Origin of the sequence: Bradyrhizobium sp. HKCCYLS20291 (assembly GCF_051167715.1) — a bacterium.
GTDB lineage: Bacteria > Pseudomonadota > Alphaproteobacteria > Rhizobiales > Xanthobacteraceae > Bradyrhizobium.
Map to the genome: position 1 here is coordinate 297861 of NZ_JBNPTO010000007.1, position 18139 is coordinate 315999.

Sequence of the window (18139 nt, forward strand, 5' to 3'; positions counted from 1 at the left end):
ACAGAGACGATGATCGAGAATCTTGGGCCTCAGCTTTGGGTGGTGCTGCCGGAGCTGCTGCTGGCCTTGGGGGCCATGGCGCTGTTGATGCTGGGCGCGTTTCGCGGGCAGGGTACGACGGGGGTCGTCACCGGCCTCGCCGTCGCGCTGCTGATCGTGGTCGGCATCCTCGTGCTGAGACAGCCTGGCGGTCAGGCCTTTGGCGGCAGCTTCATCGCCGACAGTTACGCGCGCTTCCTGAAGATCCTGGCGATCATCGGCTCTGCCGCGACGCTGATCATGTCGGCGGAGTTCCTGTCGAAGCCGGACCGCCGCATCTTCGAATATGCGATCCTGGTGCTGCTTTCGACCTTGGGCATGCTGGTCCTGATCTCGGCCGGCGACCTGATCACGCTCTATCTCGGCCTCGAGCTGATGTCGCTGGCGCTCTACGTCGTCGCCGCCAGCCATCGCGACAACGTCAAGTCGACCGAAGCCGGCCTGAAGTACTTCGTGCTCGGCGCGCTGTCGTCCGGCATGCTGCTTTACGGCGCCTCGCTGATCTACGGCTTCACCGGCACGGTGAGCTTTGCCGGGATTGCCGCGGCCACCAAGACCGGCAGCGTTGGCATCATCTTCGGCCTCGTCTTCCTGTTCGCCGGCATGTGCTTTAAGGTCTCGGCGGTGCCGTTCCACATGTGGACGCCTGATGTCTATGAGGGCGCGCCGACCCCGGTCACGGCGTTCTTCGCCTCCGCACCGAAGGTCGCGGCGATTGCCGTGTTCGCGCGCGTCGCGCTGACGGCGTTTCCCGGCATCACCTTCCAGTGGCAGCAGATCATCGTGTTCGTCTCGATCGCCTCGATGGCGCTCGGCTCGTTCGCCGCGATCGGCCAGACCAACATCAAGCGCCTGATGGCTTATTCGTCGATCGGCCACATGGGCTTCGCGCTGGTCGGCCTCGCCGCCGGCACGGTGGAGGGCGCGCAGGGCGTGCTGACCTACATCGCGATCTACGTCGCGATGACGCTGGGCTCGTTCGCCGTAATCATGGCGATCAAGCGCAACGGCCAGTCGTTCGAGAAGATCAGCGATTTCTCTGGCCTGTCGCGGACCAACCCGCTGCTCGCGTTCTTCTTCGCGATGCTGCTGTTCTCGCTGGCCGGCGTGCCGCCGCTCGCGGGCTTCTTCGCCAAGTGGTACGTGTTCGTCGCCGCGATCAAGGGCGGCCTGTTCACGCTGTCGGTGATCGGTGTCCTCACCAGCGTGGTCGGCGCCTACTACTACCTTCTGATCGTCAAGACGATGTATTTCGACGAGCCTCTCGCCACGCTCGATCCTGTCCGGATCGAGCTGCGCACCGTGCTCGCCATCTCCGGCATCTTCAACATCCTGTTCTTCGCCTATCCCGGCCCGCTGGTCAGCGCCGCCGCGGCCGCGGCGAAGTCGCTGTTCTAGATGTCGTTTGCGCTCGGGGCCCGTGCCGCTGCCAGCGGTTACGGGCTCGTCGTCTTCGATCAGGCCGGCTCGACCAATATCGAGGCTATGGCCGGCGCTCGGCAGGAAGCCAAGGCGTGCTGGTTCGTCACCACGGAGCAGACCGCCGGGCGTGGCCGTCGCCAGCGGCCATGGATCGCGCCGCGCGGCAACTTGGCCTCGTCAGTGCTCGAAGTGCTGAACGTCGGACCGGCCGTCGCCGCCACGCTCGGCTTCGCTGCCGGCCTCGCGATCTCGAGCGCGCTGCGCCAAGTGAGCCGGGAGGCGGTGCTGCGGACCGGCGGCAGTTCAGCGCTCGATTTCGAGGTGAAGTGGCCGAATGACGTGCTCGCCGGCGGTCGCAAGATCGTCGGCATGCTGCTCGAGGCGGAGCAGGTGGCCGGCGGGCTGGCGGTCGTGGCCGGCATCGGCACCAATGTGGTAGCAGCGCCGACCGATACCCCGACACCTGCGGTCTCGCTGCGGGATCTCGGGGTCGAGGTCAGCGCCGAGGATCTGTTCTCCGCGCTGTCCGACAGCTGGGTCGAGTATGTCGGCATCTGGAACGAGGGCCGCGGCTTCGGTGATATCCGCAAGTTGTGGCTCGAGCGCGCGGCGGGCCTCGGCCAGCCGGTCGCCATCAGGTCCGGACATGCTATCATCGAGGGGATTTTCGACACGATCGACGAACAGGGTTGTATGCTGGTGCGGACCGCGGAGGGACGATTGGAGCCGATCACGGCCGGTGATGTTCATTTCGGCTCGGTTGCATCCAAGGGAGCGGTCTAGATGGCGCGTCCGGACGAATTGACATTTGCGCCGCTCGGCGGCGTCGGCGAGATCGGCATGAACCTGTCGATCTACGGCCTCGGCAATCGCCACCAGCGCTCCTGGCTTGCGATCGATCTCGGCGTCTCGTTCGGCGACGAGGAGCACTTGCCGGGCATCGACCTGATCATGCCCGACGTCGCTTTCCTGGAGAAGGAGGGCAAGAACCTCGTCGGCCTGGTGCTGACGCACGCGCATGAGGACCATTTCGGCGCCATCATCGATCTCTGGCCGCGGCTGAAATGTCCGATCTACGCGACCAAGTTCAGTGCCGCGCTGTTCGAGGCGAAGTGCGAGGCCGAACGGCTGCCGGCCAAGATCCCGGTCAAGGTGATCCCATCGGGCGGCCGCGTCGACATCGGGCCATTCAATGTCGAGTTCATCCCGGTCGCGCATTCGATTCCGGAATCGCATGCGCTCGCCATCCACACCGAGGTCGGCACCGTCCTGCATACCGGCGACTGGAAGATCGATCCGACGCCGGTGCTGGGTGCGCCGACCGACGAGAAGCGTCTGCGCGAGCTCGGCGATGCCGGGCTGCTCGCGCTGATCGGCGATTCCACCAACGCCGTGCGCGAGGGACGCTCGCCGTCCGAGGCGGAGGTCGCCAAGACGATCGCAGCCCTCGTCAAGGAAGCCAAGGGCCGCGTCGCCGTCACCACCTTCGCCTCGAACGTCGCCCGCATCCGCGCTGTCGCCGAAGCTGCGCGCGAGGCCGAGCGCGAGGTCGTCATCGTCGGCCGCGCCATGGAGCGCGTGGTCCAGGTCGCGCGCGAGACCGGCTATCTCGACGGCGTGCAGAATTTCCGCGGCATGGATATGTACGGTCATTTCCCGGCCGACAAGGTGCTGGCGCTGTGCACCGGCAGCCAGGGCGAAGCACGCGCCGCGCTGGCGCGTATCGCCAATGACGATCATCCGCTGGTCACGTTGAACAAGGGCGACACCGTCATCTTCTCCTCGCGCACCATCCCCGGCAATGAGAAGGCGGTCGGCGCCGTCATCAACGGCCTGGTGCAGCAGGGCATCGAGATCATCACCGATCGCAATCATCTGGTTCATGTCTCCGGCCATCCGCGTCGCGACGAGCTGCGCGACATGATCGCCTGGACGCGGCCTCAGCTCCTGATCCCGGTGCATGGCGAAGCGCTGCACCTGCACGAGCACGCGCAGCTGGCGCGCGCCTGCGGCGTGCCGAAGGTGATCACCTGCCGCAACGGTGACCTCGTCAAGCTCGGCCCTGGAGATCCCGGGATCATCGACCAGCTGCCGTCAGGACGCCTCTACAAGGACGGCAACATCCTTGAGGATTCGAAGTCGCGCGCCGTCGTCGAGCGCCGCAAGATCAGCTTTGCCGGCTGCATCTTCGTGGCGCTGGCCATCACCGAAAAGGGCGAGCTGGCCGACGATCCCGAGGTCGACATGGTCGGCATTCCCGAGAAGAATGCTGCCGGAGAGGAGATGGACGACATCGTGTTCGATGCCGTGGTCTCGACTTTCGAAGGTCTGCCGCGGGCGCGGAAGCGCGATCCCGATGCTGCCGCGGAATCGGTGCGGCGGGCGGTTCGCTCGACCGTGAACGAGCAGTGGGGCAAAAAGCCGATCTGCATCGTCCACGTGCTGGAAGTCTGAGTGTTGGTCGTCTGACGCGCGCCGATCGAACGGCCGAAAGAAGAGTGGAGGAAGTCATGCTGGGCCGGCTCAACCACGTCGCCATCGCTGTCAAGGACGCCGAGAAGGCCGCCAAGATCTATGGCGCGGCATTCGGCGCGGAGATCTCAGCCGCGGTGCCGCTGCCCGAGCACGGCGTCATCACCGTGTTCGTCACATTGCCCAACACCAAGATCGAGTTCATCCAGCCGCTCGGCGAGGCCTCGCCGATCGCCAAATTTCTCGAACGCAATGCCGATGGCGGCATCCATCACGTCTGCTACGAGGTGGCCGACATCATCGCCTCGCGCGACACGCTGATCAAGGAGGGCGCCCGGGTGCTCGGGGATGGCCAGCCGAAAATCGGTGCGCACGGCAAGCCCGTGCTGTTCCTGCATCCGAAGGATTTTTCCGGCGCGCTCGTCGAGATCGAGCAGGCCTGAGGCATCGGCACGATCATGGCCTATACGATCTCAACCTGGCTCGCGATCTACTTCGTCCTGTGGTGGGTGACCCTGTTCGTGATCCTGCCGTTCGGCGTGCGCAGTCAGCATGAGACGGGCGGCGTTGCGCCCGGCACCGATCCGGGCGCACCGACCATCAGTCTGATGGGCCGCCGCCTGATCTGGACGACGCTGCTGTCGGCCGTCATCTTCGGCCTGGGCCTGATGGCCTATCAGGCCGGCTATCTCAACATCGAGCGGCTGTCCAGACTGATGGGGATGCCGTTCTAGTCCGCTTGCATCGCACAACAGCCATCCCGAAGCCGATGCGCGGACGCGCGTCGGCTTTTTTGCTATAGGGAGCGAAACGAGATCGACAGGGAGGTTGCGCGTGACGACATCGGCCGCCGCTCGGCAGCAGACACCATCGGGTTATCGCATTCTGAACGAGGCGGATCTTCGCCTCTATCTCGCCGCGATACCGGCAGTGGCCGGGCAACTCGGTGGACCGGCCGAGCGCTGGACCATTGTGGAGGTGGGCGACGGCAATCTCAACCTCGTCTTCATCGTCAAGGGGACGACAGGCGGTCTCGCCGTGAAACAGGCGTTGCCCTACGTGCGGCTCGTCGGTGAGAGCTGGCCGCTGCCGCTGTCCCGCGCGCATTATGAGCATCTCGCGCTCTCGCATCAGGCCCGGCTGGCGCCGGCGTCGGTGCCTGCGATCGTGCATCACGATGCCGCTTTGGCGCTGACCGCGATGGAGCTGCTGGAGCCTCACATCATCATGCGCAAGGGCATGGTGGCAGGCACGATCTATCCGGCCTTCGTCGATCACATCACGACGTTCATGGCGCGGACCTTGTTCTTCTCGTCCGATCTTGCGCTGTCGGCTGCGGAGAAGAAGGAGGCCATCGCGAGCTTCGCCGGCAACCATGCGCTGTGCAAGATCACGGAGGACCTGATCTTCACCGATCCGTATCGGGTCGCCGAGCAGAACCGCTGGACATCACCATGGCTGGACGCGACCGCGGCCGACATCCGCGCCGATCTCGATCTGCACGTCGCGATCTCCCGGCTGAAGCTGAAGTTCATGTCGAGCGCCGAGGCGCTGATCCATGGCGACCTGCACACGGGCTCGATCATGGTGACGGACACCGAGACCAAGGTGATCGATCCGGAATTCGCCTTCTACGGTCCGATGGGTTTTGACGTCGGCGCCGTCCTGGCCAACCTGCTGATGGCGTACTTTGCCTCGGCCGGTCACGAGCGGACCCCGGGTGACAGGCAGGCCTTCGAGGGCTGGGTGCTGGGCACGGTCGATCAGGTCTGGAACGGGTTCGCGGGCAAATTCCTCGCGCTCTGGCGCAGCGAGGCGACCGGAGATGCCTATCCGCTGTCGCTATTCCCCGGCGACGCGGGCGCCGCGCGGCTGGAGACGGAGCGCCAGGCATACATGGCGAGGCTGTTCCAGGATGCCGTCGGCTTCACGGCCGCCAAGATCATCCGCCGCATCCTTGGTCTCGCGCACAACATCGACTTCGAGCTGATCGAAGATGCGAAGCAGCGCGCGGTGTGCGAGGCAAGGGCGCTGCGGCTGGCGCGAAGGCTGATGACCGAGACGGCATCGTTCACGTCGATCGATGCGGTGACGAAGGCTGCACGCGAACTGCGAGAATGGCAGCCGGAGTTCTGATGTCGAAGCTCTCGTCATTGCGAGGAGCGCAGCGACGAATCGATCCAGAATCGAGCGCGTAACCCTGGATTGCTTCGCTGCGCTCGCAATGACGGAAGACGCCGCGTAGGGTGGGCAAAGGCGCGGCACGATGTGTCAGCCAGGCTTGGCTCTTTCGCGCGCCGTGCCCACCATTCGCGCACGAACGCGTTGATGGACGGTGGGCACGCTGCCGCCCTGCGGGCGGCGGCTTTGCCCACCCTACAGGATCCCGCTCAATCCGCCGCCTTTGCCCGCAGCCGCTGGGCGTAGACGTTGATCACCAGTGCGGCCAGCAGGATCAGGCCGCGGATCAGGATCTTCAGGAAGCTGTCGATGTTGACGTGGTCGAGGCCGTTGTTGAGGACGCCGAGCACGAACAGGCCGACGATGGTGTTGCCGATGCCGCCACGGCCGCCGAACAGGCTGGTGCCGCCGACCACGACGGCGGCGATCGAGTCGAGCAGGTAGGTGTCGAACTCGTTCTGCTGCGCGCTGCCGAAATGCGCCACGCCGAGCATGCCGCCGATGCCGGAGCAGACCGCCGAGATCACCATCACGCTGCCGAGGATGAGCTTCACGTTCAGGCCGGAATATTCAGCCGCTTCGCGGTTGCCGCCGACCATGTAGACGTAGCGGCCGAACCGCGTGTAGGTCAGCACGAGATGACCCAGCAGCAGCATCAGGGCGGCGACGATCACGATCCACGGGATGCCCGCGACGGAGCCCGAGCCGAGCGTGGTGATGATGGGCGGGACCTTGTAGGCAATCTGGCCGCGCACCAGCATCGCCGACACGCCGGCGGCGATCTGCATCATCGCGAGCGTCATGATGAAGGAGGGGATGCCGATCACCGTCAGGCCGAAGGCATTGACCACGCCGAGCAGGGCGCACAGCGCCAGCGCGAGCAGGATGGCGGCAAAGCCGGGCATCGGTACGTTGGCGATGTTGACGTAGGATTCCTGCAAGGTGAAGTAGGCCACCGCGATGCCGGTCACGTTGGCGATGGCCGCGATCGACAGGTCGATCTCGGCGCACAGGATCACGAAGGTGAGGCCGACTGCGATGATGCCGGTCACCGAGACCTGGGTCAGGATGTTGCCGACATTGTCGAGGGTCGCGAACGACGGCGAGGCGATCGCGAAAAACGCGCTCAGAAAGATCAGCGTCAGGAATGGGGCGATGTTGCGCATCTGCGAGCGCAGCATCGAGCCGATGCCGCCCGCGCGTTGCTGCTGCGCCTCCGGAATCGGAACGGTGTCGCCATGCGCCATGAGATTCTCCTTACGCCGCCTCGAGCAGACGGTCTTTGCTGATGGTCTCGCCGGCGAATTCGCGCACGACCTCGCCGCGCTTGAGCACGATGACGCGGTCGGCCAGCGACAGCACCGTCTCCGGCTCGGTTGATAGCACGATCACGGCGATGCCCTGGTCGCGCAGCTGCCGGACAATTCCGATCACGTCGCTCTTGGCGCCGACATCCATGCCGCGGGTCGGCTCGCACAGCACCAGGAGCCGCGGCGGATGGCTGAGCCATTTGGCGAGCGCCACCTTCTGCTGGTTGCCGCCGGAGAGCAGGCCGAGGTCGATCTCGACGTCAGCGGGGCGGATCTGCAGCTGCTCGACCTGGCGCCGCGCGAGTTCGCGCTCGCGCGAGGGCTTCAGCAGCACCGCATTGATGCGGTCGAGGATGCTGATCGAGACGTTCTTGTAGACCGGTTCCTGCAGGAACAGCATGTCGCGCCGGCTTTCCGGCACGAAGGCGATGCCGGCGCGGCGCGCATCAGCCGTGCTCTTGAAGCGGTTGCGCTCGCCGGAGATGCGCAGCTCGCCCGCATCGGGGGCGAGCTTGCCGAACAGGATCCGCGCCAGCTCGAGCTGGCCGCAGCCCATGAAGCCGTAGATTCCGAGCACCTCGCCGGCATGAACCGAGAACGAGACGCGCTTGAGATTGCGCGCCAGCGACAGGCCGTCGGCTTCGACCACCACCGGCTTGCCGGCCGGCGGCGCGGGCAGGGTGATGTCGTGGGTGTAGCTGTCCTCCAGCGCGTCGCGGCCCTTGCCGATCATGGCCTCGATCAGCGCGGCCTTGCTGGTGTCGGCCGCGCGCGTCTCCATGATCTTGCGGCCATTGCGGAACACCGTGACCTCGTCGGAGATCAGCAGGATGTCCTCGATGAAATGCGAGATGAAGATGATCCCGGTGCCCTCTTCGCGCAGCTTCCGCAAGGCTGCAAACAGCCGCTCGACTTCCGGCGGCGACAGCGCCGAGGTCGGCTCGTCCAGGATGATGATGCGCGCGCCGGAGAACAGCACGCGCGCGATCTCGATCAGCTGCTGCACGCCGATCGGCAGGTCGCCGAGGCGGCTCATCGGATCGGCCTCGATGCCGAGTCGCTTAAGCTGCTCCGCGGCCTCGCGCGCCATGCGTCGCCACTGCACGATGCCGAGCGCGTTGGTCGGCTGATTGCCGAGAAACACGTTCTCGGCCACGGTGAGATCAGGGGCGACACTGAGCTCCTGATGCACCATGGCGATGCCGGCCGCGCGGGCATCCCGCGCGGAGTTGAAATGAACCTCGCGGCCGTCAAGCAGGAAACGGCCGGAGAATCCGGTGTGCACGCCGGCGATGATCTTCATCAGCGTGCTCTTGCCGGCGCCGTTCTCCCCGACGAGACCATGGATCTCGCCGGGGCGAAGCGTGAAGTCGACGCCGCGCAAGGCGGTGACGCCGCCGAACGACTTGGTGATGTCCTGCAATTCCAGAAGAGGCGGGCGGCTGTCCGACATGGGAGAGACTTCAGATCAGGAAGTGATCCTCCATCCATTGCATGCCCGCGGCGTTGGCTTTGGTCACGACGGGGCCGTCGGTCACCACACTCTTCGGAATGCCCTGGCCGCTCTTTTCGCCGGCCGTGACCGCGGCGACACCCGCGACGATCGCGCCGCCATGGATGCGGCAGGATGGATTGCGGACGGTTGCGAACATGCGGCCGTCGCTGACCGCCTGGATCGCCGGCGGCATGGCGTCGACGCCGCCGATCAGGATGTTGGTACGGTTGCGCGCCTTCATGATGTTGTAGGCCGCGAGCGCCATGTCGTCGTTATGGAAGAACGCCGCGTCGATCTGCGGATACTTCGTCAGGTAGGTCTCCCACAGGCGTGCCGCCTTCGAGACATCCCAATCGGCCGGCTGCGTATCGAGCACCTCGATGTTCGGGAACTGCTTGATGACCGAGTTGAAGCCCTTGGCGCGGCCCTGGGCGCCGGTGTGACCGAGCGCGCCCTGGGTCATGATGATCTTGCCCTTGCCGCCCATCGCGGTCGCGAGCGCCTGGGTCACCGAGGCGCCCATGAACTCGTTGTCGGGGGCGAGGAACGAGTGGACGTTGATCTGATCGAGCGGCGCGATCAGCGTGTCCATGTCGATCACGGGAATGCCCGCGTCGATCATCTTCTGCACGGGCTGCGTCAGGGTGCCGATGCCGAACGCCTGGATCGCGACGAAGTCCCATTTCTGCGACGCCATGTTGTCGATCGCCGCGCGCTGCTTCACAGCGTCGAGCTGGCCGTCGAACCAGGTCACTTCGACGTTGAGCAGCTTGCCCCACCATTCCGCCGCCTGCTTGCCCTGGGCGCACCAGGTCGCCTGCAGGCCGGCGTTGGAGAATGCAGCCTTGAGCGGCTTTTCAGAGCGGCCCATTTCAGCGGCCATGGCCGGATTGATTCCGAAACCGGCGAGCAGCGCCGCCGCAGAGCCGGCGACCGTCGCCGCCTGGAGAAGATCGCGCCTCGTGTTGATGATTTTGTTGGACGTTTTGTCAGTGCCGGACATTCCGTGCTCCCTGTCCCATCGTTGTCTGGCGGCGTCATTGATTGCGCTACCAAGATCGACACTGTTTCACATCGCTTTGCATCTCGCTACAGCGACATGTTGTGCGCTGCATCCTGAATGTGTGGCGCTGCACGCGCGATGTCAGGAAGCTGTGATGTTGCGATGCTAGGCGGCGCGTCACGCGCATGTGCCTTGCGCACTAGGAGATCAAGTTGAGTTCGACCCGCATCGCCGTGATCGGCGACATCCATCACGGCCGGGACACGCCCACCAAACGGGGATCAGCGGCGATGCCGCTGCTGAGCCGTTTTGTCGCAGAGGTCAATGCCGTTCGGATCGATGCGGTGATCGAGCTCGGCGACCGCATATCGGATGAAAGTCCCGAGCGCGATCGCAAGCTGGCGCAGGAGGTCGCCGATCAATTCACGAGGCTGTCGGCGCCGCGTCATCATGTCAGCGGCAACCATGACGTCGCCATGCTGAGCCTTGCCGACAACGAAGTCATTCTGGGCCGGCCGACGGGATCGCGTGCGCTGGTGATCGGCGATGTCAGGTGCGCATTCTGGCAGCCCGATGTGAGACTCACGCGAGAGCGCGGTCTTCATCTCGCCGCGGATGACATCGCCGATCTCCGGCAGCTGCTGGCGGATGAGCGTCCGACCTTGCTGATCAGCCATGTTCCCTTGTCGGGCCATGCGCAGACCGGCAATTTCTACTTCGAGCGCAATCCCGGCCACGCGACCTACGCCGAAATCGATTCCATCCGGGGCGTGATCGCGCAGGCGCCGTGTCCCATCATCGCTCTTGCCGGGCACGTGCATTGGAGCACTTTGACGACAGTTGACGGCACGCCGCACCTCACCCTGCAATCGCTGACCGAAACGTTCATCTCCGGTGAGCCGGCCGAAGCTGCGGGTCTGTTGGAGATCGACGACGGCGTGGTGCGTTGGACCATTTCCGGGCGCGAGCCGCTTTCGGTCACGCTGCCGTGGCCGCGCGTGAAACCGCGCTGGCGGGCGCCATTGTCGTCGTTCAGGTCAGCTGTCGATAGGTGAGCATCAGATGGCTGAAGATCGGAAGCGTGTTCAGGTGGCATTCATGCGCAGACCGGTACCGTCTGCTCTGACATGCTGGCTGCCCAATATTTGCTCAAAAAAATAGAGCAGGGCAGCGGGCCCTGCTCGGAAATTGTGTCGACCCTTTAAATATCCCGCAAGTTCAGATTTGATCTTGTTAAGCGGGGTGACGCTGCTTGTTGCGCGCCAGGGCTCCTCCCGAGACTTGGACCACCAGACTTCCGCAAGCGTTAGCCTGAGGCCCGAATTCGTAGACGATCTTTTTGCGTTTGTCATCCTTTTCGGCAACGATTGTTCAAATTTCGCGCACTTCCTGAAATGATCGGTAAGTGCTTGCAATTGGCCGCTTTTGCTCTCGCGCTTTTTCGGCCAAGGTGCTGAAATACCGTGATCGTGGACGGTCCCGGAACCTCGCCGTGCTCGTTCTTGGTCAGCGACGGCCCGGCCAAATGTCCTGACTGTGCTCTCTGCGACCTCGACTCTCGACGCGCGCTCGGGCACAACGGTTCCGTTCATTTGGCGAGCATCGATGCGGCAGCGGCTGCAAGCTTTTCTTCCGATCGTGCTGGTTGCACTCATGGTGCAAATCCTGGCGCCGATCGGTGCTGCATGGGCTGCCGCGGCGGCCGCCGCCGATCCTCTGCGCGGAATCGAGATCTGCCACGGGCAGGCTGGTTCCCCGGCTGATGATGAGTCGCGGGCCAAGCAAGTCCGGGGCGACTGTGCGCTGTGCTGCGCGGCTCAGCCGACCGCGCTGGATGCGCCGGCAAGGGTCGCCATCGGCCTTTCGCAACGCGCAGTCTCGGACATCGTCTGGCGCGCGCCTGCGCCGGATGTCCATGTCGGGCGGGCATTTTCCCACGCCCGGGCGAGAGCGCCACCACCGCTGTGATGCGTTGGCCGCCATGCGGCCGCTGTTTCCGTGAAATGTGAAGTAGCCATCTGCATCATCGGCCTTGCCTTGTCCGGCGGGGGAGATGCGCCGACGAGTCGATCTGGCGCATCCAATGACCATTGAGAGGATTTATCGACATGACGTTCTTCAGACGCTCTCTGCTCGCGCTCGTTCTGCTATCGGCTGGCGCTCCCGCGGCCTTTGCTGCTGACGTGAAGGCAGGTGACCTCGTCATCAGCCAGCCGTGGAGCCGGGCGACACCGGGCGGAGCCAAGACCGGCGCCGGTTATCTGACCATCGAAAACAAGGGCGCCGCGCCCGATCGTCTGGTCGCCGCGTCGGGCGAGGTGGCTGGCCGAATCGAGGTCCATGAGATGGCCGTCACCAATGGCGTCATGACGATGCGTCCGCTCGAGAAGGGCCTCGTCATCGAGCCGGGCAAGGTCGTGGCGCTGGCGCCCGGCGGCTATCACCTGATGCTGATGGAGCTGAAGGGACCGCTGAAGCAGGGCGACAAGCTGCCGGTCACGCTCGAGTTCGAGAAGGCCGGCAAGGTGGCCGTGACGCTCGACGTGCAGGCGGTCGGTGCCAAGGCGCCGGGCGGCGAGGGCGGCAGCATGATGAAGCACGAGCACAAGATGTAACGCCGCTGTCCGAGAGCGGGTGCCTTCAATGGACCGACGCGCCTTCAACTCGTCTCTTCTGGCAGGCTCGCTCGCGGGCCTGCTGCTGCCGGGCGCTCGCGCCCAGCAGACGGCGCACTCTGCCGGCAAGCCCGTCATCGGATTGCTGGTCTATCCCGGCATGATCCTGCTCGATCTCACGGGGCCGCTGACCGTCTTCAACATCATGCAAGCCGATATCCGCCTGATGGCGGCTGCGATGGCGCCGGTCACGACCGACGTCGGCATTCCCGTGGCTCCGACCCACAGCTTCGAGACGGCGCCGGCGGAGCTCGACGTGCTGTTCGTGCCGGGCGGACTGAAGGGCACCGTTGACGGCATGAACGATCCGCGCACCGTCGATTTCCTCGCTGCGCGCGGCGAGCGGGCGCGTTTTGTCACCAGCGTTTGTACCGGCTCGCTGCTGCTGGGCGCTGCGGGCCTGTTGAAGGGCTACAACGCCACCTCGCATTGGTACGTGCGCGATCTGCTGCCGCTGATGGGCGCGACGATGGTGGCGGATCGCGTGGTGGCGGACCGCAACCACATCACGGCGGGAGGCGTCACGGCCGGCATCGACTTTGGCCTCGCGCTGGCTGCAAAGCTCACCAGCGAAGACACTGCGAGGCGGATCCAGCTCCTGATCGAATACGATCCACAGCCGCCTTTTGCGGCCGGCTCGCCGGAGCGCGCCGGCGCGGACGCCACCAACGCGGTGCTGACCCAGCGCGCCCCGCTGATCCGGCAGGCCGAGCAGGCATCACGTTCCGCCGGTGCGAGGCTCGGCATCCCATGAGGTCCTGCCGCGCGATCATTCATGGTTTGCGCAAGCCCGTTGGCCGTGCCCGCGGCAATGGGCGGCGCCGATGGATACTGCGCAGTCTGCCGCTGGCTCTGTTCGCCCTGATTATTCAGGTTCTGGCGCCTGTGGCGGCGTCGGCAATGACGGCGGCAACGCTCGCAGCCGCCGCTTCGCTCGGCGGCGCCGTGATCTGCCATGCCGAAATCGACGGCGCGCCCACGAATTCCGACGGCGACCGGGCGGCCTGCGGCCTGGACTGCGTCATGTGCTGCGTCGTCCACGCCGCAGCAGCCCTCGATACGCCACTCGTTCCGACCCACGCAGCCCCGCCGCGCGGATGGGCGCGGATAGCATGGAGCGGGCGCGAACTCGGCCTGATCCATCTCCTCGCCCGCACGCAAACGCAGCCTCGAGCGCCTCCCTCCCTGTCCTGACCACGACCATCACAACCAGCAGCAGGCGCTTGCGCCCACGCGGCATCTGATCAGGAAGACCGGCCATGGGAGCCGGCATTGGGGAAGTCAAAACATGTTTCGTCGTCATGCCCTCGGTGGCGTGAGTGTGGTCGCTCTGCAGCTCGTGTTGTTGCAGCCGGCCACTATCGCGCACGCCCAGCCCGAGCGGGAATTGCCATCCGTCACCGTCGACGCACCGCGCGCCGCGCCACAGCGGGCCGTGCGCAAGCCGGCTGCGCCCGCGGCTGTGCTGACCACCCGCCCATCCAAGCCGCCGGCAGCGTCGGTGGCTAATAGCTCCGGGCAGGGCGCAGCCGCATCCGGCCGGCTTGCCGGCGCGAGCGACGCCCGTGACCGGCTCAGCCAGGCGCCGTCCGGCCAGACGGCGACCATGATCGATCGCAGCCGCTACGACGACCGACCGGCCTTCACGGTGGGCGACATCCTGCGTGAAAGTCCCGGCGTCTCGGTGAAGCAAGGCAACGGACCGCGCGACCTCGGCATCTCCATCCGCGGCTCCAACGCCCGCAACGGGTTTGGCATCCGCAACGTCGTGCTGTTCGACGACGGCTTTCCGGTCACGCAGCCGGACGGGCTGTCGCGCAGCGACCTCATCGACCCCCATGCCTATGGTGCGGTCGACGTCATCCGCGGGCCGTCCTCGGCGCTGTACGGCAACTATGCGACCGGCGGCGCGATCAACTTCCGCACCCGGCCGGGCGGCAGTATCGATGGCGCGGAGATCGGCAGTGAAGGCGGCAGCTTCGGCTATCTCAGCAACTATCTGACCTACGGCAAGAAGGTCGGCAATTTCGAAGGCTCGCTGTTCACCAGCGACGTGCGTGGCGACGGCTATCTCGGCAATGGCTGGTTCAACACCCAGACGGTGAATTTCCTCGGGACTTTGAAGGTCACGCCGGACGACCGCTTCACGGTCAAGATCATCAACAACGACTTGGTGACGCGACTGCCGCTGCGCTACACGCTCGACCAATACTATCAGAACCCATATCAACAGGGCTGCGCCACCTTCGCCTCCAGGGCCGCCGGCTGCGCGCTCGTCGGGCTCAACAAGAACGGCTTCAACGCGGCCGCTGGGGTCGACCAGGAGACTGCGCTGCAGGCCGGGCTTGGCCGCAACGATCGCCGCACCATCGTGGGCGGACGTTGGGAGCACGATTTCGACAACAACACCACCTGGCGCAACCAGTTCGTGTTCGATGATCGCAACATCAGCCAGCCCACGGGATCGACCAGCGCGATCGGCGACTTTCCGTCCTACAACTACATGAGCGACGTCACCCGGCGCGGCGAGATCTTCGGCCTGGAGTCGACGGCCTATTTCGGCGCGTTCTACAACACGCTCACGGCCTCGAGCGATACGCGCTTCGTCATGCCCGGCGGCAACGCCACGCTTGGCCGGCTCTCGGGCAACACCTGGAGCGAGACCACCAATTATGGCCTGCGGGCGCGCGAGGAGCTCAAGCTGACGGCCGCCTTGACCGCGGTCGCCGGGCTCGGCTGGGAACGTACGCATCTTCGCGGCGTGAACGCGGCCTACGGGTATCCGCTGGTCGGCTCGACGCCGCCGGGGATCACGACCGCGGACCGGCAGTTCGACAATCTCGCGCCCGAACTGGCGCTGCTCTACCGGGTGAACAGCGACTGGCTGCTGCGAGCCCGCGTCGCCACCGGCTATGGGACGCCGCAGGCCTCCAACCTGTTCGTTCTGCCGAGCGGCGCCTTCGGCAACAACACGCAGCTGCAGTCGCAGGCCAATCTCGGTTACGACGTTGGTTTCGACTGGACGCCGAACCGGGCTTTGACCCTCAGCGCGACCGGCTTCTACGAGTTCTTCCGCAATGAGATCTTGACCCAGGCCGTCACCGGCGCGCAGAACGCGTCCTATACCTTCAACGCGCCGCGTTCGGAACACAAGGGCGTCGAGCTGGCGGCAGATTGGCAGTTTCTGCCGGGCTGGCGGTTCACCGCCGCCTACACCTACCTCGACCAAGTCTACACCGAGTACACCGAGAACCTCGCGAGCGGGTTGACTCTCTTCAGCTTCAACCGTGCCGGCAACAAGATACCCGGCATCTCGCCGAACGAACTGACCGCACGGATCGGCTACGATCACGACAGCGGGAGACTGGCTGGGCTCGGTGGTTTCGTCGAGGTCCAATGGAAGGATTCCTTCTATATGGACAACGGGAATTTGTTGAAAGCGCCCGGCTACGAGCTGGTTAACCTGAACGTTCACTATAAGACCGAGTTGGTGTCGGAGACGTTGAAGTCGCTGAACGTCTTCTTCGAGGTCCGTAACGTGTTCGACCGCACCTACATCGCCTCGGCCAACAACGTGCAGAATGCGATGAAGTCCGGCGTGCAGGACGTGGCGACCACCGGGACGATCTACGCGGGCTCACCGCGCGCATTCGTAGCGGGTATGAAGGTGGCATTCCGATGAGGAGGACCAGCATGACAAGGTCTGTATGGCTGCGCGGAGGTTTCATCGGTCTGACGATGGCCTTGCTCTCTCCGCTCACAGCTCAGGCCCAGATGGCCCACCAGCATGGCTCGGATGCGGCCTGCGACGGCACCGAGCTGCGATGTGCGACCAAGGTGACGCCGTTCGTCGCCGCCGACGGCAAGCTGTGGCTGGCCTGGATGGCGGGCGGGCGCGTGTCGGTGGCGAGCTCGAGCGACTTCGGCCGGACCTATGCCGACCCGGTGGCGGTCACCGAGCAGCCGCTCAATCTGGACTGGGGACCTGATGCCAGGCCCAAGGTCGTGGTCGACGGCAAGGGCACCGTGGCTGTAGCGTTCTCGATCTTCCGCGATCAGGCATTCAATGGCCAGGTGCTGTACACGCGATCCGAGGATGGCGGGAAAAGCTTCGCCGCCGTCCGTCCGATCACCGCGAGCAACGAGAGCCAGCGCTTCGAGGCGCTGGCGCTCGACCAGGACGGCACGGTCTTCGTGGCCTGGCTCGACAAGCGCAACCGTGCGCCGGCGAAGGCGGCCGGGCGCGCCTATGAGGGCGCCGGGTTGTTCTTCGCGACGTCGCGCGATGGCGGCGACACCTATGCCGAGGCCACCCTGGCCCAGGACAATACCTGCGAATGCTGCAGGCTGGGCCTCGCCTTTGCCGGGCCGGGTCGTCCGGTCGTGATGTTCCGCAACATCTTCGAAGGCAGCGTGCGCGATCATGCGGTGGTGACGTTCACCGACCTTGCAACCCCCGGCGAGGTCTATCGCGTCAGCACCGATGACTGGCAGATCAAGGCTTGTCCGCATCAGGGCCCGAGCCTGACCGTGGCGCCCGGCGGGACCTACCATGCAGCCTGGTTCACCAGCGGCAAGGTCCGCAAGGGGCTGTTCTATGCGCATTCGCGCGACGGCGGACGGACGTTCTCCGAGCCCATGGCCATCGGGCAGGCCGACCGCAATCCGACGCGGCCTTACGTGCTGGCAACCCCGGATGCCACGACGCTGGCGTGGAAGGAGTTCGACGGCGAACGGACCACGGTGCTGGTCATGCAGTCGCGGGACGATGGTCAGACGTGGTCCAAGCCGCGCGCCGTCGCCAGCACGGACAACGCGTCGGATCATCCGCTGCTGGTCGCTCGGGGTGGGCAGGTGTTTCTGTCGTGGATGACCAAGGCGGACGGCTATCGGTTGCAGGCGATTGGAGACGAGTCATGAAACGGGTTTTGCTTGGCCTCGCCCTTGGTAGCCTGATCGCCTTGACGGCCTCGAGCACGGCGGCGCCGCCCTCGCTGAAGCCGTTCGAACGCGGCTCCTGGCGGGAGGTGCTGCGCGCCCATGCGGGCCGTCCGACCCTGATCCATTTCTGGGGCGTGACGTGCGGCCCATGCAAGATCGAGCTGCCGCAGCTCGGCAAGTTCATGGCGGATCATCCCGAGATCGACGTCGTCACGGTCAGCGCCGACCTCGTGCCGAACCTCAACGCTGCGACCCAGTCCATGCTGGACAAGGCCGGCCTGGCTGCCGCGGAGAACTTCATCTTCAACGACGGCTTTGTCGAACGTCTGCGGTTCGAGATCGACCCGTCCTGGCAAGGCGACATTCCTCGCACCATGCTGGTGACGGGAGACGGCAAGGTGGAGACGATCGAAGGCAGCGCCGAGATCAGCGATCTCGACAAGTGGTCCTCGGAACACGCGCGGCGGCAATAGCGCGTCCGTAACGAGCCAGGCCGGCCGCAATCGTCGCGGCCGGGGCCGACGGGGCCACCGTCCGCCGTTCATCCTCCGCTTCAGCGCAGCCAGTAAAATGATTGGGAATCCGGCGGCTTAGCCGCTTT

General features: G+C 65.3%; 17 protein-coding genes. 14 read left to right on the forward strand and 3 right to left on the reverse strand.

Features of this window, described 5'->3' with window-relative positions; translation table 11 throughout:
• Nucleotides 1–9 precede the first annotated feature (9 nt).
• From nuoN to mtnK, 6 genes are all read left to right on the forward strand, one after another.
• Complete coding sequence (gene nuoN, locus ACQR07_RS18450; protein WP_434903639.1) at nucleotides 10–1437, forward strand: NADH-quinone oxidoreductase subunit NuoN; 1428 nt, start codon at nucleotides 10–12, stop codon at nucleotides 1435–1437.
• Nucleotides 1438–2244: a biotin--[acetyl-CoA-carboxylase] ligase gene (locus ACQR07_RS18455; RefSeq protein ID WP_434903640.1), complete on the forward strand. Its 807-nt coding sequence runs from the start codon at nucleotides 1438–1440 to the stop codon at nucleotides 2242–2244.
• A complete protein-coding gene (locus ACQR07_RS18460; protein ID WP_434903641.1) occupies nucleotides 2245–3915 on the forward strand; it encodes a ribonuclease J in 1671 nt (556 codons plus the stop codon).
• A 56-nt stretch (nucleotides 3916–3971) separates the two neighbouring features.
• A complete protein-coding gene (mce, locus tag ACQR07_RS18465) occupies nucleotides 3972–4376 on the forward strand; it encodes a methylmalonyl-CoA epimerase (RefSeq protein ID WP_434833332.1) in 405 nt (134 codons plus the stop codon).
• Between the two features lie 15 nt (nucleotides 4377–4391).
• On the forward strand, nucleotides 4392–4667 hold the full coding sequence (locus ACQR07_RS18470; RefSeq protein ID WP_434903642.1) for a DUF1467 family protein: 276 nt from the start codon (nucleotides 4392–4394) through the stop codon (nucleotides 4665–4667).
• Nucleotides 4668–4767: 100 nt separating this feature from the next.
• Nucleotides 4768–6069 (forward strand): S-methyl-5-thioribose kinase, encoded by a 1302-nt coding sequence (mtnK, locus tag ACQR07_RS18475; protein ID WP_434903643.1) that lies wholly within the window; start codon nucleotides 4768–4770, stop codon nucleotides 6067–6069.
• Between the two features lie 254 nt (nucleotides 6070–6323).
• Here mtnK and ACQR07_RS18480 read toward each other — a convergent pair whose 3' ends face one another.
• From ACQR07_RS18480 to ACQR07_RS18490, 3 genes are read right to left on the reverse strand one after another with little or no spacing between them, the layout of a single operon-like run.
• Entirely contained in the window at nucleotides 6324–7361 is a 1038-nt protein-coding gene (locus ACQR07_RS18480) for an ABC transporter permease (RefSeq protein ID WP_434903644.1), read from the reverse strand.
• Nucleotides 7362–7371: 10 nt separating this feature from the next.
• Nucleotides 7372–8877, reverse strand: coding sequence for a sugar ABC transporter ATP-binding protein (locus ACQR07_RS18485; protein WP_434903645.1), 1506 nt, complete (start codon nucleotides 8875–8877; stop codon nucleotides 7372–7374).
• 10 nt (nucleotides 8878–8887) lie between these two features.
• A complete protein-coding gene (locus ACQR07_RS18490) occupies nucleotides 8888–9922 on the reverse strand; it encodes a sugar ABC transporter substrate-binding protein (protein WP_434903646.1) in 1035 nt (344 codons plus the stop codon).
• 212 nt (nucleotides 9923–10134) lie between these two features.
• Between ACQR07_RS18490 and ACQR07_RS18495 the strand changes: the two genes are divergently transcribed.
• The 8 genes from ACQR07_RS18495 to ACQR07_RS18530 all read left to right on the forward strand — a co-directional run bounded on the left by ACQR07_RS18495 (nucleotide 10135) and on the right by ACQR07_RS18530 (nucleotide 18011).
• Nucleotides 10135–10977, forward strand: a complete 843-nt coding sequence (locus tag ACQR07_RS18495) for a metallophosphoesterase family protein (protein WP_434903647.1) — start codon at nucleotides 10135–10137, stop codon at nucleotides 10975–10977.
• Nucleotides 10978–11527: 550 nt separating this feature from the next.
• Complete coding sequence (locus ACQR07_RS18500; protein WP_434903648.1) at nucleotides 11528–11890, forward strand: DUF2946 family protein; 363 nt, start codon at nucleotides 11528–11530, stop codon at nucleotides 11888–11890.
• Between the two features lie 140 nt (nucleotides 11891–12030).
• Nucleotides 12031–12537, forward strand: coding sequence for a copper chaperone PCu(A)C (locus tag ACQR07_RS18505; RefSeq protein WP_434903649.1), 507 nt, complete (start codon nucleotides 12031–12033; stop codon nucleotides 12535–12537).
• 28 nt (nucleotides 12538–12565) lie between these two features.
• Complete coding sequence (locus tag ACQR07_RS18510; protein WP_434903650.1) at nucleotides 12566–13351, forward strand: DJ-1/PfpI family protein; 786 nt, start codon at nucleotides 12566–12568, stop codon at nucleotides 13349–13351.
• Nucleotides 13348–13791, forward strand: coding sequence for a DUF2946 family protein (locus tag ACQR07_RS18515; protein ID WP_434903651.1), 444 nt, complete (start codon nucleotides 13348–13350; stop codon nucleotides 13789–13791). The genes ACQR07_RS18510 and ACQR07_RS18515 overlap by 4 nt, the downstream gene beginning before the upstream one ends.
• A 94-nt stretch (nucleotides 13792–13885) precedes the next feature.
• A complete protein-coding gene (locus ACQR07_RS18520) occupies nucleotides 13886–16279 on the forward strand; it encodes a TonB-dependent receptor domain-containing protein (protein WP_434903652.1) in 2394 nt (797 codons plus the stop codon).
• Between the two features lie 11 nt (nucleotides 16280–16290).
• Nucleotides 16291–17517 (forward strand): sialidase family protein, encoded by a 1227-nt coding sequence (locus ACQR07_RS18525; protein WP_434903653.1) that lies wholly within the window; start codon nucleotides 16291–16293, stop codon nucleotides 17515–17517.
• Nucleotides 17514–18011 (forward strand): TlpA family protein disulfide reductase, encoded by a 498-nt coding sequence (locus ACQR07_RS18530; protein ID WP_434903654.1) that lies wholly within the window; start codon nucleotides 17514–17516, stop codon nucleotides 18009–18011. The genes ACQR07_RS18525 and ACQR07_RS18530 overlap by 4 nt, the downstream gene beginning before the upstream one ends.
• Nucleotides 18012–18139: the final 128 nt, after the last annotated feature.

What these genes read in the sequence shown, in the direction of transcription:
- ACQR07_RS18515 (WP_434903651.1), top strand. Translation starts at nt 13,348, where the DNA reads ATGAGGTCCTGCCGCGCGATCATTCATGGTTTGCGCAAGCCCGTTGGC.
- nuoN (WP_434903639.1), top strand. Translation starts at nt 10, where the DNA reads ATGATCGAGAATCTTGGGCCTCAGCTTTGGGTGGTGCTGCCGGAGCTG.
- ACQR07_RS18510 (WP_434903650.1), top strand. Translation starts at nt 12,566, where the DNA reads ATGGACCGACGCGCCTTCAACTCGTCTCTTCTGGCAGGCTCGCTCGCG.
- mce (WP_434833332.1), top strand. Translation starts at nt 3,972, where the DNA reads ATGCTGGGCCGGCTCAACCACGTCGCCATCGCTGTCAAGGACGCCGAG.
- ACQR07_RS18470 (WP_434903642.1), top strand. Translation starts at nt 4,392, where the DNA reads ATGGCCTATACGATCTCAACCTGGCTCGCGATCTACTTCGTCCTGTGG.
- ACQR07_RS18485 (WP_434903645.1), bottom strand. Translation starts at nt 8,877, where the DNA reads ATGTCGGACAGCCGCCCGCCTCTTCTGGAATTGCAGGACATCACCAAG.
- ACQR07_RS18480 (WP_434903644.1), bottom strand. Translation starts at nt 7,361, where the DNA reads ATGGCGCATGGCGACACCGTTCCGATTCCGGAGGCGCAGCAGCAACGC.
- ACQR07_RS18530 (WP_434903654.1), top strand. Translation starts at nt 17,514, where the DNA reads ATGAAACGGGTTTTGCTTGGCCTCGCCCTTGGTAGCCTGATCGCCTTG.
- ACQR07_RS18460 (WP_434903641.1), top strand. Translation starts at nt 2,245, where the DNA reads ATGGCGCGTCCGGACGAATTGACATTTGCGCCGCTCGGCGGCGTCGGC.
- ACQR07_RS18520 (WP_434903652.1), top strand. Translation starts at nt 13,886, where the DNA reads ATGTTTCGTCGTCATGCCCTCGGTGGCGTGAGTGTGGTCGCTCTGCAG.
- ACQR07_RS18455 (WP_434903640.1), top strand. Translation starts at nt 1,438, where the DNA reads ATGTCGTTTGCGCTCGGGGCCCGTGCCGCTGCCAGCGGTTACGGGCTC.
- ACQR07_RS18500 (WP_434903648.1), top strand. Translation starts at nt 11,528, where the DNA reads ATGCGGCAGCGGCTGCAAGCTTTTCTTCCGATCGTGCTGGTTGCACTC.
- ACQR07_RS18490 (WP_434903646.1), bottom strand. Translation starts at nt 9,922, where the DNA reads ATGTCCGGCACTGACAAAACGTCCAACAAAATCATCAACACGAGGCGC.
- ACQR07_RS18505 (WP_434903649.1), top strand. Translation starts at nt 12,031, where the DNA reads ATGACGTTCTTCAGACGCTCTCTGCTCGCGCTCGTTCTGCTATCGGCT.
- ACQR07_RS18525 (WP_434903653.1), top strand. Translation starts at nt 16,291, where the DNA reads ATGACAAGGTCTGTATGGCTGCGCGGAGGTTTCATCGGTCTGACGATG.